We start from the raw sequence: 14,977 nt of genomic DNA, 5'->3' as shown, positions 1-14,977 counted from the left end.
CGGAATTGTCGCGAGAAGCGGCCAAGAGTGAATTAGCGATAGCTGTTTAGCTCTTGGCCACTCGCGAGTTCGGTATAAAAACTTCGTTATTCAACCGCGCCGAGTCCGGTTTGGTAAGCAAAATAAGCGGAAATGTCATGCAAGTCTTCCTCGGACAGACCGTTCAACATCGATTGCATAACCGGATTATTGCGTTTACCTGTCTGGTAATCCTTCATGACCTTGACTAAATAATTGCCGTATTGGCCGGCCAGGATAGGAATATTACCGCCATCTTTCAGCTTATTGGTATGACAGCTGGTGCAGCTTGCCGCCAATTTCTTGCCCTTGGCAGGATCACCGTCGGCAACCGCTTTCGTTTGTTTACCGACAGATTTTTCAGTATAAGCGGCGATATTTTCAATCGTTTTATCGCTCAAATCATAGGAATTGGCCTTCATCGTGCCATGCGGACGAGCTTGTTCCCGGTACGCCTTTAACGCCGCCACCACATACTCGGCACGTTGACCGCCGATTTTTGGCACATAATAGGTCGGATAAACATTGCTATAGCCTGGAATGCTGTGGCAACCACGGCAGGTTTCGAACGCCGCTTTTCCTGCTTCGATATCGGCAGCCAGTACATTGTGAGCGCCAGACCATGCCAGCAAGCCGCAAACGAATGCGATAATTGATTTTTTCATTAGTTCTAAAATCCGGTTGAGAGAAAATTTAAGGTTTTAAAGTTGTACAACCCGGAGCCGGGCTAGTCGAGCGCCTATATTACTAAATGCTAAAAGGCCATGCAAAAACGGAATTGGATATCGCCCTGAAAATCGGAAAATATGAGATTGAGCAACCGGTCAGAACAATAAGACTTACTTAAGCCGTAAAAGTCAATCGCTTGCATCATGCTCCATCTTCACTGCGGGAATTACGGATTCAACCGGCATTGTCTTTGCGACTCTCCTTACCGTCCGGCGTCTCATCCTGTCCCTGCCGCTCGTCGACCAGCGTTTCCCAACCACCGCCGAGCGCCTTATACAAGGCGACTAACGAGGTCGCCACGGCGGTTTCGCTTTGCGCCAGACGTTCTTGGTCCTGCAGTAAACGCGCTTCGGCATCCAGAACCGTCAGAAAATCGCTGACGCCCTCATCGTAGCGCAGATGTGCCAGTTTCCTGGCCTGGAGACTGGCGGCCTCTGCCGCCGCCAAAGCATTTCGTCTAAGCCGTTCCCGATTGTAATTGACCAGTGCGTTTTCGGTTTCCTCCAGCGCGTTCAGCACCGTTTGCCGATAAGCGGCAAGGTCGGCTTCGGCATGAGCGTCGGCGGCCTTGATACGGGCGTAGACGCGGCCCAAATCCAAAGCCGCCCAACTGATCCTTGGACCGGCCGAATAGGTATCGGAACCGGCCGCCCCCAAACCGGAAAAGGTCGAGGCTTCCAAGGCGATGCTGCCGACAAAGGTGACTCGGGGAAATAAATCGGCGGTCGCGACGCCGATTTGCGCCGTGGAAGCCGCCAAGGTGCGCTCGGCGATACGGATATCGGGACGCCGGCGCAACAAATCTCCGGGACGGCCGATATGAATCGTGGCCGGCAATCTTGGTAACGGGGCCGACGCGGAAAGCTCCTTGTTGAGAGCGCCCGGCACCTGCCCGGTCAATACGCTCAACCTATGGATGGCCCGTTGTATCGCTCCCTGCAGCGGCGGAATGCCAGCCCTGGTGGCTTCGAGCTGGGCTAAGGCACGGGAAGTATCGAGATCGGTGCCGCGGCCGCTCTCGACTCTGGCCCGGGTTATCTCTAAAGTTTCGCTCTGTATCGCGACGTTTTGCTCGGCCACGGCCAACTGTTCCTGCAAGCCGCGCAATTCAAAATAATTGCGCGCCACCTCGGCGATCAGGCTGATAACCAAATCGCGCAACGAGGCTTCCTGCGCGTCAACGCCATCGTTGCTGGCTTCGACGTTGCGCCGCACCCGGCCGAACAAATCGATTTCCCAAAACGCGTCGAACCCGACATTGTAAAGTTTCAATTCGCGCGGCACGAAGGAACGGTTGTTCAAGGAACCCTTACTGCGTTTTTGCTCGTTATAACTCCCCTTGGCCGTTATTATCGGCGCCAATTCCAATCCGGCTTCCAAATAAAGCGCGCGGGCTTCCCTTAAATTCGCCTCTGCCCTCTGCAGGTCATAGTTGTGGTGCGCGGCGCGATCGACCAGGCCCATCAACGTCTCGTCATCGAACAATTTCCACCAGTCGTGTTCAATGCTTCGTTCGGAAAATTCGCCGGCGGAGGACTGGGCAAAGCTAGCCGGTAATTCCGTTTCCGGTTTCTTGTAATCGGGGCCGACGGCGCAAGCGTTCAGTAAGGCAAGAGAACAGAACGCCATCGACGTCAACCCGCCCCGCTCCCAGACAAAGTTAAACCGTAATCTTATAATGTTAAATGCACTCATGACTCGGTATCGCTTGCTGAAGGTTGTGAAGATCGGCCTGCAATATCGCCTTCCGGGGCGAACCAGCGCTGCACCAGTCCTTGCACTGCAACGTAAAACACCGGTGTCAATAACAGGCCGAACAGCGTGACGCCCAACATGCCGCTAAACACCGCGGTACCCAACACATGACGAGCCTCGGCGCCGGCGCCTTGCGCCAACACTAACGGCAATACCCCCATAATGAAGGAAAACGACGTCATCAGGATCGGACGCAGGCGGATGCGCGAAGCCTCCCGAACGGCGGCGTAACGATCGAGGCCTTTTTCCTGGCGCTGCTTGGCGAACTCGACGATCAAGATCGCATTCTTGCTGGCAAGCGCCACCAGAACGATGAAACCGATCTGAGTAAAGATATCGTTGTCCAGGCCGCTGAGCCAAATGCCGACCATCGACGACAGAATGCACATCGGCACGATCAGAATCACGGCCAAAGGCAACGACCAGCTTTCATACTGGGCCGCGAGCACCAGGAATACGAAAATGACGCTCAACGGAAATACCAACATGGCGACGTTGCCGGCCAATACTTGTTGCAGACTCAGTTCGGTCCACTCGTAACCGAAACCGGGCGGTAATTCCTCGTCCAACAGTCGCCCCATGATTTCGATGGCGTCCCCCGAACTGGTGCCGGGCAATGTGGCGCCGTTGATTTCCGCCGCCGGGTACATGTTATAGCGGGTTATTTTGTCCGGCCCCTTGATTTCCCTGGCTTCCAATAATGAGCCTAGCGGCACCATTGCGCCGGCACCATTGCGGGTCTTCAATTCGGCGATGTCCTCGGGATACATGCGAAACTCGGCATCGGCTTGCGCAACCACCTGGTAGGTGCGGCCGAAACGGTTAAAGTCGTTGACATACAGCGAGCCCAGATAGATTTGCAACGTATCGAAGACGTCGCTCAGGGAAACGCCCATCGATTTGACCATATCCCGATCGACATCCAGATAAAGCTGCGGCACATCGTTGCGAAACGTCGTGAACAAGTGGGTCAGCCCGGGTTGTTGGTTACCCTTGGCGATCATGTCAGCATTGACGCGCTGCAATTCCTGTAAACCGACGTTGGCGCGGTCTTGAATCTGCAGCTTGAAACCGCCGACCGAACTCATGCCGCGCACCGGCGGAGGCGCGAACACGGCGATATAGGCATCCGGGATTTGCGCCAGCCGTTGTTGCAACTGCTGGATCACCTGATCGGCCTGCATTTCGGGATGGCCGGCGCGGTTGGCGAAACTGTCCAGGCGGGCGAACATCGTCGCCACATTCGATTGATTGGAACCGCTCAACAGCGACCAGCCGGCATAGGCGACGACATTGGCGACGCCCGGTGTGTTTTTGATTATGCTCGAGGCTTGCTGCACCACTTCCTTGCTGCGGCTCAACGAAGCGGCATCGGGCAATTGCGCATACAAAATCAAGTAGCCTTGATCCTGTTGCGGAATGAAGCCGGTCGGCACTTTACTGAAAGCTAGCAAGTTAAAACCATTCAGGGCTACGTAAAGCACCAGCACGATGGCCGTCATCCGAATCAGGCGGCCGACCAATTTGGAATAGCCTTTGCTGAAGCGGGCAAAAAAGCGGTTAAAGGCGTCGAAAAACCAGCCGAACATTCTTTCCAATAAACGGGAGAAAATATCCTTGTTACCATGGGCCCGATCCAGCAATAACGCGCATAAGGCCGGGCTCAAGGTCAAGGAATTGAAACTCGAGATCAGCGTCGAGACGGAGATGGTCAAGGCGAATTGTTTGTAGAAAGCACCGGAAACGCCGGTAATGAACACGGTAGGCACGAACACCGCGACCAACACCAATGTCGTCGCGATGATCGGTCCGACCACTTCGGACATCGCCAGACGGGTGGCCTCGCGCGCCTTCATACCTTCGCCGATATGGCGCTCGACGTTTTCGACCACAACGATGGCGTCGTCGACGACGATACCGATCGCCAGCACCAACCCGAACAACGACAGAGTGTTCAACGAAACACCCAAGGCTTGCATCACCGCGAAGGTGCCGATCAGCGACACCGGCACCGCCAACAACGGAATGACCGCCGCGCGCCAATTCTGCAAGAAGATGACCACGACCAGCACTACCAACAGTAACGCCTCGAACAAAGTCTTGACGACGGCTTCGATAGACTGGTCGACGAAGACGACGGTATCGTAAACCAACAAGTAATCGAGGCCTTCGGGGAAATGGGTCTTCAGTTTGTCCATCGCCGCCAACACCGCCTCCTTCGTTTCCAGGGCATTCGAGCCGGGCAATTGGAAGATGGCCAAACCAATCATCGATTCGCCGTTCAGAAACAATTCGGAGTTGTAATCCTTGGCCCCCAGTTCGATGCGGGCCACATCCTTGAGCCGGGTAATTTCTCCGCCCGCACCCTCCTTGATGACGATATCGGCGAATTGCTCGGCCTCCATCAGCCGTCCCAACGTACTGACCGTATATTGGAAATCGGCCGGATGCGGTGCCGGCTCCTGTCCGATCACGCCGGCCGCGACCTGAATGTTTTGCTCGCGGATAGCCTCGACGACATCGCCGGCGGTCATATTACGCGCCGCCAGTTTATCCGGATTGAGCCACAGGCGCATGCTGTAATCGCGCGCACCGAACACGACGATTTCGCCGACGCCGGGCAGGCGCGCCAGCGTATCCTTGATCTGCAACAACGCGTAATTGCTCAGATAAACGCTGTCGTAGCGTTTGTCGGGCGATACCAGACCGACCACCAGACTGAGGTCGGGGCTTCTTTTCTTGACGCTGATACCCTGTCGGGTGACTTCTTCGGGCAATTTGGGCTCGGCCAATGCCACGCGGTTCTGCACCAATACCTGGGCCTTGTCCAGGTCGGTGCCCGGCTTGAAGGTGATGGTCAAAGCCATGTTGCCGCTGTTGGTCGATTGCGACGACATATACAACATGTCCTCGACGCCGTTCACCTCCTGCTCGATCGGCGTCGCCACGGTTTCGGCGACGACCTTGGCATTGGCGCCGGGATAGGTTGTGTTGACAACGACGGTGGGCGGAGCGATTTCAGGATATTGGGCAACCGGCAGCGCGAACAACGCCAAAGCGCCGACCAGGACGATGATAATGGACAGAACCGAAGCGAAGATCGGACGGTCGATGAAAAAATGCGTGAATCGGTCCATGGCTTATTGTTCTCCGCCCACGGTGATTTGTTCGGGACTCACCTTGACGCCGGGCCTGATCTTTTGCAGCCCCTCGATTACGACCCGGTCCTGACCGGTCAATCCTTCCTTGATGACGCGCAAGTTACCGACATGGGCGCCGGGAGTAATCCTGCGGTATTCGGCCTTGTCCTCCTGGTTCAGCACCCAAACGAAGCGTTGCGCCTGATCGGTGGCGAGCGCGCGGTCCGGCAGCAACAAGGCGTTATAAGGCTCACTGGCGCGGATGCGCATACGGGCGAAAAAACCAGGACTCAGTAATTCGTCGGCATTGGCGAACACTCCACGCAGCTTGACGGTCCCCGTTTCGGGATCGGCGCTGGGAGCGATATAATCGATTCTGCCATGATGAGGGAACCCTTCCTCGTCGGCCACCTCCAATTGCGCCTCGACACCTTCCAGGGACGGTCCATGCTGGCGTTTGTAACGCAAGATCGAACGTTCATCGGCATCGACGTAAACATAGAGCGGATCGGTGGAAACGATCGTGGTCAACAGGGTGGCCTCGCCGCCGCCATTGACCAGGTTGCCTTGGGTGATCAGTTCTCGCCCGACCCGGCCGTCTATTGGCGCCAGTATTTCACAGTATTGCAGATTTAAACGCGCCGCATAAACGCTGGCCTCGGCTGCGCGCACCGCGGCGACCGCCTCGCGATAGCCTTTATTGCGGCTGTCGTATTCCTCGCCGGAAATCGCCTTCGCCTTCAACAAGCCTTCGGCCCGGGCCAGGTCGTTTTTCGCCAATTCTCGTTTCGTTTGGGTTCGTTCCAATTCGGCTTGCGTCAGATTCAATTGCGCCTGGAATGGCTTTGGGTCGATCAAAAACAACAGGTCGCCTTTTTTCACTTTCTGACCGGCAACGAAATTGATTTTCTCCAGGTATCCGCTGACCCTCGCCCTGACTTCGACCGAATCGACCGCCTCGATGCGGCCGGTGAATTCATCCCATTCGCTGACCTCGCGGCGCAACGGATAAGCGACTTTTACCTTGGGGGGCGGACCTTGCTGCGCCTCCGGTTTCTGATCGTTGCCGCCACAACCGGTCAATAGCACGAGCGGGAACAATGCCCAAAAAATAAAAGGAACCACCATTCGGTCCCCGTTAATACCTTGAAAATAAGGGAGAATGATGGAACCTTTCAGTTTTTTGGTCCTTAATGGATAGATATGTTGTTTCATCCCATGAACGCCTCGGTCGCGGCAAGTTTTTAAATGGTAATTTATATTACCGTTTAATTTAGGTATCATTCTTCTCTATGTCAATCAATTTCAATAATGTTCAGCATGATTAAATGCGGACGCCCTCCAAAAGGGCAGGAATCTCAGAGCCGCGAACGGGTGCTAGACAGCGCCTTGCAGTTATTTTTGGAGCACGGCTACGGTAATCTCAGTATGGAAACGGTTGCCCGCGAAGCCCATGTTTCCATGCGCACGATTTATTCTCATTTCGGCAACAAGGCGGGCTTGATCGGTGCCGTGATCAGACGGTGTAGCGATCAATTTGTCGACAGCCTACCCGAAATTGGCGAACCACGAGAAGCCTTACTGGCGTTTGCGCGGCAATTTATCAGCCGCATTACGCAACCGGATGCGGTGCGCATCCGTACGATACTGACTGGCGAATCGTTGCGCTTCCCGGAGTTAGCGTCTCAATTTTATGAACAGGGACCACAAAGAACACTGGATAGACTAACGGCGTTTTTTAGCAAACATCAACGAACGGGCTATTTTGTCGAGCTTAATCCACAACGCCTGGCCGACCATTTCCTCAGTTGTCTACGTAATGAACGCTTCCATAAACTTCAGCTCGGTCTAGCTCCAATACCCAATGAAGACGAGATCGAGGACTGGGTACAGCAGGCGGTGGAATTGTTTCTCAACGGTAGCGTGGCGCCGAACCGCAAACAGCAAACCATAACTAACAATTAAACTTAGCTGCGTGTTTGTGGTAGCGTTATAAAGTTGCCACCTAGCTAGGAGGAATTTCTAGGAGTTGACCGGCAATCGCGGACAAATTTTCTTTACCGCTTACGTGTAGAAAACTTTATTTTTCCATTGGCAGACCGGCCTCGCGCCAGGCCGACATATGTCCGGCCAGATAAACGACATGTTGATATCCGGCCAAGCTGAAAGCCAGTTTGGCCACCCCCGCCCTGGGCCCGTGTTCGCAATACAGCACCAATAGCCGTTCCTTATTCACTTTAACCAATCGTTGCGTGGTAAAGGCCGTCCAAAAAGGGACATGAAGCGCGCCCGGCACATGTCCGGCTTGATATTCCCTTTGCGAGCGCACATCGACGACCACGGGCGACGCCGATCGATTAATCATTTGTAGCAATTTCTGTTGCGACAGGTAACCTTGCCCGGACGCTTCACACCCCGCCAAAAACATCACCGCCAGCAAAATACGTCGGAATTTCTTCATCTACCGACTTCCCTTATTTCAAGTTCAGAGGCCTCGACAGGCCGGCCGAAGAAATAGCCTTGAAAATGAACGCAACCCTTGGCTAGCAGATAATCCATCTGCGCTTGGTTTTCCACCCCTTCGGCAATGACATTCAATTCCAGGTTATGCGCCATGTTAATGATGGTTTCGACGATCACGGCATCGTTCGGATCACTGACGATGTCTCTGACGAAATTCTGGTCGATTTTTAGCTGGCTTATCGGCAATTGCTTCAAATAAGACAAGGAGGAATAACCCGTGCCAAAGTCGTCGATCGAGATACCGACTCCCATTCTTTTCAGAGCCTGCATTTTATCGACCGTATCTTCAATATTGTCGATAACGACGCCCTCGGTCAGTTCGATCATCAATCGACTGGCCTCTATTCCAGTTTCCACCAGGATATTTTCGACTTGTTCGACAAAATCGGGCTGACGAAACTGGCGCGAGCTCACGTTGACGGCGACATGGCCGATATAGCGGTTTTCATTGTCCCAAAAGTTAATTTGCCGGCAGGCCTCATTGAGCACCCATGACCCGATCGGCAAAATCAACTGGGTTTCTTCCGCGACTGGAATGAAATCGGCGGGCGATATCATGCCTTTTTCGGGATTTCGCCAGCGAATTAAGGCTTCCACACTGACGATCCGGCCGTCGCGGTCGACCTGGGGTTGATAAAACAATGCGAAATGGCCGTCGAGCAACGCCTCGCGCATTTCTTTTTCCAGAATCAAACGCTGGTCGGCAAGTTTTTGCATACTGGGGCGAAAGAAACTAATGCTGTTACGGCCCATTTCCTTGGCCCGGTACATGGCGGTATCGGCCTGCTGAATGACGGCTTCGGGCTGTTCGGTGATATCGGGATAAATGGAAACACCGATGCTGGTGGTGAAATGGTGGGAACTGCCGCGTAGCATAAAAGGTTGATTGATAACATCGCGAATTTTTTCCGCCAGTATCGCGGCATGGTCGGTCGCTTGTTCCAAGCTTTTCCCCTGACCTGCCACCAGCACGATAAATTCATCCCCGCCCAAGCGACAGGCGGTATCTTCCTCCCGCAGCAGCGTGCTAATACGTTGAGCGACTTGAATCAAAAGCTCATCGCCGACCTGATGCCCCAGGGAATCGTTGAGTCGCTTGAAATGATCGAGATCCAGAAAAAAACAAGGCGCCGAAATGGCGATGCCTCTTGGCGGCTACGATTTCATGTTGCAGCCTATCTAGCAACAAGCGGCGATTGGGCAAACCGGTCAAGGGGTCATAAAATGCCAGGTCGTGAATTTCCTTTTCCGCCGCTTTTTTTTCGGTAATATCGGAAAAAATAGCGACATAGTGGCTGACGACGTCACGATCATTCTCGACCGCCGTCACCATCAACCATTCGGGATAAATTTCGCCATTCTTGCGCCGATTCCAGATTTCCCCTTGCCACCGTCCTTCCTTACGCAACGTCTTGAACATCTGCCGATAAAAGCCTACGGAATATTGATTGGAGGACAACATTCTGGGATTTTGCCCGACCGCTTCCGTTTCACTGTAACCGGTAATCTTAGTGAAAGCGTCGTTGACCCTCAGAATAGTACCTTTATGGTCGGTGACCATGATCGCCTCTTGCGACTGAAACGTCGTCGCGGCAATACGCAATTCACTTTCGTTATTTTTCTGTTCGATGGCAATAGCCGATAATTGCGCCATTCGTTTAATGAATTTGATGTCCTCTCGCGTCGGGCTATGGGGTTTATGGTAATAAATCGCGAAAGTGCCCAACACGGTATTTTTCGAGGAAATGATGGGTTCGGACCAGCAGGCTCGCAATTCCGTCTGCAACATCAAACTACGAAAGCCTTGCCAAAAAGGTGGCTCAATATATCTTCGACGATGACCGTCTCTTTTCTAAACGCCGCGGTACCGCAGGAGCCAATCCCTTCGCCGATGCCAATACCCTCGATGGCCTTCGTATAAAAAGCGGGTAAATTTGGCGAGGCGCCATTACACAAACGATGTTTATCGGCATCGAGCAACAAAATCGAGCACAACATGCCTTCTTGCTGCTTTTCCGCGTCCAAGGCAATCCGTTGCAAAATATTTTCCAAACTGTCTCCTTGGGCCAATTGCTCCAACACCCTATTGCGGCTACTCTGCTCGATCTGCAGCTTTTGCCGTTTGACTATTTCCTGGTTCAGATGGCGGTTGACGTTTTCCAGGTCATGGGTCTTGATTCTGACTAATTCCTCGACTCTCGCGGCCCTGCCCGTCAACAGCATCAGTCCCCATGCCAATCAGACTGGGTCAAGACCAAACCCTGCCAACAACAACCACCACCGTCGCCAAGTCTGTTGGCTGGCATAAGAAACTGGTTGCGATGGGCGATAGCTTACTTGCCACCGTCTTCCCGCCAGCCTTATCGACCAACGATTGTTCATGTTCGGAAAAAGACAAACCGGTCATCGTCATCGGCTTCAGGGGATTTATACAAAAGCAAGCATCATCGCTGATGATCAAGTTCAAATGGACATCGGCGGCATATTTTGGACCGCTTCCTTGACCAATTCCATCGACGCTGAAAACACTCGCCACCATCCCCTGAAATGCCTGTCTTCGCTGCTCTACCGTATCCAGCGGAACATTCTTTTCATAGACCGGCGAATACAAAATGACGCCGAATTGTTCGGCCGGCAGCTGCAACAGATGAATGCCTTGGGTTGCCAGCGTTTTACCGGAATCGATGATCCGGTAAAGCAACGCATGGGACTCCAGTCTCGAGGCAACATCGAACCCCTACGACTTTTCCGTTTTGTCGATGGGGTTCGGCATAGACAATCGGGAAATATATTTGGCGCCGCGCAGCCTTGACTGAGACGTTATTTTCCATCGACTTCGGTGATGATAATGTTTTTGTTTTCGTTCCGACGCGCACGGTCGTCCCACCCTTGATTTTCGGCTATCCATTCCAAGGCCAAAATACTCGACAAGCGATTGACCAGCGGCAAGCTAAATCGATGAAATACTTCGTGAATCGACTTTTTCCGAACTATCGAACAAGGCTTTCAAAGTTCGATTGACCGTGAGATGATCCCTGATTTCATTTTCGATCGTGCTGTTTTAACCGGAAACCTGCGCTGAAACTCGGCCGTAACTCTATCCTTCTCCAGCTGTTGGCTGTATCTGAAAACAGCGACTACCATGGATTAATAAAACCAACAACGGATAAGGATGAAAGCACTGGCGAAGGCTTCCAAAAACTGTCGGTTTTACCGGCGAATCAACAAAATAAAAGGCGTGAAAAATCAATACGCCGATCGTATCGCCGACCCACCCAAGTCCCCCAACTTACCCCAGAAATCATCGGCCGCGATGACCTTTCTGGAATACAGAAGAGTGATACGACAGAAGCCGATAACATGCAGCTAACCGGTCCGCCCAGTAGTAAAAAAGTGAGAATATTCTTGTCTTCGATCAAAGGGTCATGCTCGCCGACAAAACGTTTGATCAATGCGTTAGCCGATAAATCCCTGCATACAAGATGCCAGAGCGATCACCACACGCAACGCTCAGAGAGACGATTACGCGTAACGGCACTTGACCGAATCCATAACGAATAGAGTTGAGCCAGCCAAGGCACCTAAAAAATGCGCGGAAAAACCTGCCCCCCCGTGTAATAAAAACCGGCCAGGCAACGCAGCGGCGGCAAACCGGACTGGCATTGCTCGGAGGCGTTGCCAACAACATACCGAGGTAACCGCCGATGAAATAGCGGCACGCATAAATCGAAATTAAAATGATAGGGGTTCGCTTAAACGGAGCTGCATGCCTTTTTTTGAAGAATGATGGCTGTACTGAATGTTTAATCGTCGCCAGGCAAATTTGATCAAGGTAACAAATCAACGTTACGGTAACAATATAAAATTCCGGGTTTTGCTAGCCGATATTAATTATCTAGGCACTTTAAGCCTCGAAGCCCGTATGAAGCATCGCGGAATGCGGGACTTCGAAACCAGGCCATCCCGGATTCCGCTCCGCAGCACCCAGGCTTCTCACTTGCATGATTGATGGCTATAAGTATCGATGCATAAATGACAGGAGCAAATCTACAAGATCCTCGCTACGCCGTATATCCGCCCTCGTGCCCAAAGAAAATCCCGGCAGGAAATATAAGATAACGGCCTAGCCTATGCCTCATTAATCTTCCGCAATATTAAAACTGCCCGATTATGGTTCATCACTTCCCCGAGGTGGTTTAGCCATCGCGGGCTGTCACAATCAACGATCCGGTTGCTGTATCGATCGCATAAGCCTGACCAAAAACCGGCTATGTATCGACCGCTGGCCGCCTGCAATTGCAGCAAATGAAAATCCGGTAACGACCGCAATAAGGTCACCGTTTCTCCGAATTTATGCTGCATCGCCAGTAACTGGCGCTCATAAAGGGTATCCGAGCGCCCGATTTCCCGCACACGGCAGTCTAAAAACCACTCGTTCCCGGGCGAATACGTTACGACACTCCGCCTCCGGCTGAATAAACATAACCGCGTGCCTGCAAAGTACTCAGCATATTCGCGGTATGGCGGGCCAAGTCGCTGACATACAGATAAAAACGCGAGTCCATCCCTGACATAAGGGGCGTAACCGATATCCGCTCCTCCCCTTCCGACGAGGTAAGTGGACAACAAGCAAGGTGCGGCTGGATTCAATGAGAGCAAGGCAGTTGTTGCTCAATACTTTTGTGTCTGGCCTGGGAGGTTGGCATGTTTACTGACCAAGCGGGCCAATGGAATACTAAACAACCACCCGCTCAAGCGGGTGGGTTCCAATAACGGACTGAAAGTCCGGATACGCGTCGACTAAACGACGCGTCTTGTCGGGCTCCATCTTGGAAATTATCGTTTGGATTAGGTTTCAAAGTGATGCTCCAAATATTGCTTTATCATCTCATCAGTCATTTGCCCCAACTGTGGCGGCAAAAATAACCGCGGGCCCAAAAATGTCGACCCAATATCGCTTTTTCAAGTGCGGGAACTTCTTCGAACAGATAGCTTCTCGAAGTTCGTCCCTTTGATTCGCCTCATGATTTCCGCTTGGGGCCATAGTCGGCGGCGCACTCACCAAAATGTGCACATGATCTTTGCTCACGACACCTTTGGATAATCCGTATCTCAAAGGCTTCGCATGTCCTGCCGCACCAAGTCTCTCACTCGTTTCGGCTATTTCATCCTTCAGCACTTTATAACGATACTTCGTAACCCAAACAAAATGATACTCAATTTGGTAAACCGTATGGCTGCCGTATCTATAGTCCATCGCCACCTCCTTGGGCAAATTATCGACAGCTAAAGCTGACCGGCTAAAAGCCGGTGGTTTAAACCTTATGATGGATAATTAAACATATACCAGTTCCAACTCTTTAGCCATAACCGAGGCAATCTAAGTCCACCAGACTCATTGCCTGATGACAATGAGTGGCATAGCGGTTGGCGTCGATAGGAAAAATATTGAACATCAGGATTTTTCCGGGGCTAATTGATCGTGGCGATAGCAGGAAAGGACATGGTCGTTGACCATGCCGACGGCCTGCATGAAAGCATAACAAATCGTCGGACCGACAAATTTGAAACCCAAGCCCTTCAACGCACGGCTCATATCTTTCGATTCGGGCGTCGTCGCAGGCACCTCTTCCATGCGTTGCCACCGGTTTTGCACAGGATTGCCATCGACGAATTGCCAGATAAATTGATCGAAACTGCCGAACCGTTGCTGTACCCTTAGAAACGCTTGCGCATTGCCGATGGCGGCCTGCAGCTTCAAACGGTTTCTGATCAGATTGGGATTTTGCAATAATCGTTGCAGACGTTCTTCATCATACGCGGCGACGGTTGCGACATCGAAACCGTCGAAGGCGTCGCGGTAGGCTTCTCGCTTGGCCAGCACGGTACGCCAGCTTAGCCCGGCCTGGGCCCCTTCCAAAATCAAGAATTCGAACAACAAGCGGTCATCATGCACCGGCACGCCCCATTCATGGTCGTGATAGTGTTCTTCCAATTTTGAGGCAAGTGCCCAGGGGCATTTTGCCATCACGAGCTATTGCTTCATCATGTTTTTCAGGTCGGCAAACGGATTGAACGTTCCGCTCGACGACTTATTGTCGCTCGAAGAGCCGCCATAGCGCACGAATTCCTCGAAGCGTTGGTGCTCGTTGTCATGGCAGTACAAACACAACAGCTCCCAGTTGCTGCCGTCCTGCGGGTTATTGTCATGATTATGGTCGCGATGATGCACCGTCAACTCGCTCAGATTTTTTATGGGTGAACTCGCGCGCGCAACGGCCGCAAACCCAGGGGTAAAGCTTCAAGGCTTGTTCGCGGTAACCTTTCTCCCTCTCCTCTTTATAGCGCCGCGCCTCGGCAATCAATTGGTCGGTTTTATTATGACTCATCATTCCTCCTGCTGAAAAAACAGAGAAAAACACTCGGACCGGCGCCAGACTAACCGCCTGTGGCGTTCATGTGGCGCATGATAACAGGCTGTTCGTTAATATTGAATTCATGTCGTTCCGGCTTAATCGTCATTGCCTCGATTATGGCGTGTTTCAGTACCGCCATATCGCCCGGATTGGCCCTGACCACCCGCTTCAAGTCGAGCGAATGTTCGTTGCCAAGACACAGCAACAACCGCCCTTCGGCGGTCAAACGCACGCGGTTGCAACTCGCGCAAAAATTGGCGCTATGGGGCGAAATAAATCCCACGCGCGTCTCGCAGCCCTGTACCCGGAAATAAACGGAAGGCCCCCCGGTGGTGTCGAGTAACGGCAACAAGGTAAAGTGGGCGGACAAATCGTGTTTGATCGAGTCACTGGAAT

Annotated in this window: 13 protein-coding genes and 2 pseudogenes; 1 reads left to right on the top strand and 14 read right to left on the bottom strand. The window is 52.6% G+C overall.

All coding sequences use genetic code 11. The annotated features are described in order from the left end of the window. Positions 1–86 precede the first annotated feature (86 nt). The 4 genes from EP25_RS23340 to EP25_RS0100080 all read right to left on the bottom strand — a co-directional run bounded on the left by EP25_RS23340 (position 87) and on the right by EP25_RS0100080 (position 6,857). Positions 87–683: a c-type cytochrome gene (locus EP25_RS23340; RefSeq protein ID WP_051906287.1), complete on the bottom strand. Its 597-nt coding sequence runs from the start codon at positions 681–683 to the stop codon at positions 87–89. A 238-nt stretch (positions 684–921) separates the two neighbouring features. Then, entirely contained in the window at positions 922–2,376 is a 1,455-nt protein-coding gene (locus EP25_RS0100090; RefSeq protein WP_051906286.1) for an efflux transporter outer membrane subunit, read from the bottom strand. Positions 2,377–2,438: 62 nt separating this feature from the next. After that, on the bottom strand, positions 2,439–5,639 hold the full coding sequence (locus tag EP25_RS0100085) for an efflux RND transporter permease subunit (protein ID WP_031432038.1): 3,201 nt from the start codon (positions 5,637–5,639) through the stop codon (positions 2,439–2,441). 3 nt (positions 5,640–5,642) lie between these two features. Next, positions 5,643–6,857, bottom strand: coding sequence for an efflux RND transporter periplasmic adaptor subunit (locus EP25_RS0100080; RefSeq protein WP_084191133.1), 1,215 nt, complete (start codon positions 6,855–6,857; stop codon positions 5,643–5,645). A 105-nt stretch (positions 6,858–6,962) separates the two neighbouring features. On the opposite strand from EP25_RS0100080, the gene EP25_RS0100075 reads away from it, so the two are divergent. Then, positions 6,963–7,607 carry a TetR/AcrR family transcriptional regulator gene (locus EP25_RS0100075; RefSeq protein WP_051906966.1) on the top strand — a complete coding sequence of 215 codons (645 nt, stop codon included), beginning with the start codon at positions 6,963–6,965 and terminating at the stop codon, positions 7,605–7,607. A gap of 115 nt (positions 7,608–7,722) precedes the next feature. Here EP25_RS0100075 and EP25_RS0100070 read toward each other — a convergent pair whose 3' ends face one another. The 10 genes and pseudogenes from EP25_RS0100070 to EP25_RS0100005 form a co-directional block, all read right to left on the bottom strand. Beyond that, positions 7,723–8,103, bottom strand: coding sequence for a rhodanese-like domain-containing protein (locus EP25_RS0100070; RefSeq protein WP_051906285.1), 381 nt, complete (start codon positions 8,101–8,103; stop codon positions 7,723–7,725). After that, positions 8,100–9,245 (bottom strand): putative bifunctional diguanylate cyclase/phosphodiesterase, encoded by a 1,146-nt coding sequence (locus EP25_RS24000; RefSeq protein ID WP_268745428.1) that lies wholly within the window; start codon positions 9,243–9,245, stop codon positions 8,100–8,102. Before EP25_RS24000 ends, EP25_RS0100070 begins: the two co-directional genes overlap by 4 nt. Beyond that, entirely contained in the window at positions 9,223–9,954 is a 732-nt protein-coding gene (locus tag EP25_RS23685) for a sensor domain-containing diguanylate cyclase (RefSeq protein ID WP_051906283.1), read from the bottom strand. The genes EP25_RS24000 and EP25_RS23685 overlap by 23 nt, the downstream gene beginning before the upstream one ends. Next, positions 9,954–10,388, bottom strand: a complete 435-nt coding sequence (locus EP25_RS0100060) for a hypothetical protein (protein WP_031432034.1) — start codon at positions 10,386–10,388, stop codon at positions 9,954–9,956. The genes EP25_RS23685 and EP25_RS0100060 overlap by 1 nt, the downstream gene beginning before the upstream one ends. 25 nt (positions 10,389–10,413) lie before the next feature. After that, positions 10,414–10,890: pseudogene (locus EP25_RS0100055) on the bottom strand (CHASE domain-containing protein); the annotation flags it as partial. Positions 10,891–13,056: 2,166 nt separating this feature from the next. Further along, on the bottom strand, positions 13,057–13,422 hold the full coding sequence (gene tnpA / locus EP25_RS21525; protein WP_036300018.1) for an IS200/IS605 family transposase: 366 nt from the start codon (positions 13,420–13,422) through the stop codon (positions 13,057–13,059). A 198-nt stretch (positions 13,423–13,620) separates the two neighbouring features. After that, a complete protein-coding gene (locus EP25_RS0100015; protein WP_031432030.1) occupies positions 13,621–14,193 on the bottom strand; it encodes a DNA-3-methyladenine glycosylase I in 573 nt (190 codons plus the stop codon). A 6-nt stretch (positions 14,194–14,199) separates the two neighbouring features. After that, on the bottom strand, positions 14,200–14,397 hold the full coding sequence (locus EP25_RS24295; RefSeq protein ID WP_456085403.1) for a YajD family HNH nuclease: 198 nt from the start codon (positions 14,395–14,397) through the stop codon (positions 14,200–14,202). Next, on the bottom strand, positions 14,378–14,554 hold the full coding sequence (locus tag EP25_RS24290) for a hypothetical protein (RefSeq protein ID WP_456085402.1): 177 nt from the start codon (positions 14,552–14,554) through the stop codon (positions 14,378–14,380). The genes EP25_RS24295 and EP25_RS24290 overlap by 20 nt, the downstream gene beginning before the upstream one ends. A 49-nt stretch (positions 14,555–14,603) precedes the next feature. After that, a pseudogene (locus tag EP25_RS0100005) lies at positions 14,604–14,977 on the bottom strand (GTP 3',8-cyclase MoaA); the annotation flags it as partial.

Source organism: Methylomarinum vadi (assembly GCF_000733935.1).
GTDB lineage: Bacteria > Pseudomonadota > Gammaproteobacteria > Methylococcales > Methylomonadaceae > Methylomarinum > Methylomarinum vadi.
This window is presented reverse-complemented; position numbering and strand designations above follow the sequence as displayed.

Excerpts from the sequence above, each read along its gene's own strand:
- EP25_RS0100075 (WP_051906966.1), top strand. The coding sequence starts at position 6,963 with ATGATTAAATGCGGACGCCCTCCAAAAGGGCAGGAATCTCAGAGCCGC.
- tnpA (WP_036300018.1), bottom strand. The coding sequence starts at position 13,422 with ATGGACTATAGATACGGCAGCCATACGGTTTACCAAATTGAGTATCAT.
- EP25_RS23340 (WP_051906287.1), bottom strand. The coding sequence starts at position 683 with ATGAAAAAATCAATTATCGCATTCGTTTGCGGCTTGCTGGCATGGTCT.
- EP25_RS0100080 (WP_084191133.1), bottom strand. The coding sequence starts at position 6,857 with ATGAAACAACATATCTATCCATTAAGGACCAAAAAACTGAAAGGTTCC.
- EP25_RS0100070 (WP_051906285.1), bottom strand. The coding sequence starts at position 8,103 with ATGAAGAAATTCCGACGTATTTTGCTGGCGGTGATGTTTTTGGCGGGG.
- EP25_RS0100090 (WP_051906286.1), bottom strand. The coding sequence starts at position 2,376 with ATGGCGTTCTGTTCTCTTGCCTTACTGAACGCTTGCGCCGTCGGCCCC.
- EP25_RS24290 (WP_456085402.1), bottom strand. The coding sequence starts at position 14,554 with ATGAGTCATAATAAAACCGACCAATTGATTGCCGAGGCGCGGCGCTAT.
- EP25_RS0100085 (WP_031432038.1), bottom strand. The coding sequence starts at position 5,639 with ATGGACCGATTCACGCATTTTTTCATCGACCGTCCGATCTTCGCTTCG.
- EP25_RS0100015 (WP_031432030.1), bottom strand. The coding sequence starts at position 14,193 with ATGGCAAAATGCCCCTGGGCACTTGCCTCAAAATTGGAAGAACACTAT.
- EP25_RS23685 (WP_051906283.1), bottom strand. The coding sequence starts at position 9,954 with ATGTTGCAGACGGAATTGCGAGCCTGCTGGTCCGAACCCATCATTTCC.
- EP25_RS0100060 (WP_031432034.1), bottom strand. The coding sequence starts at position 10,388 with ATGCTGTTGACGGGCAGGGCCGCGAGAGTCGAGGAATTAGTCAGAATC.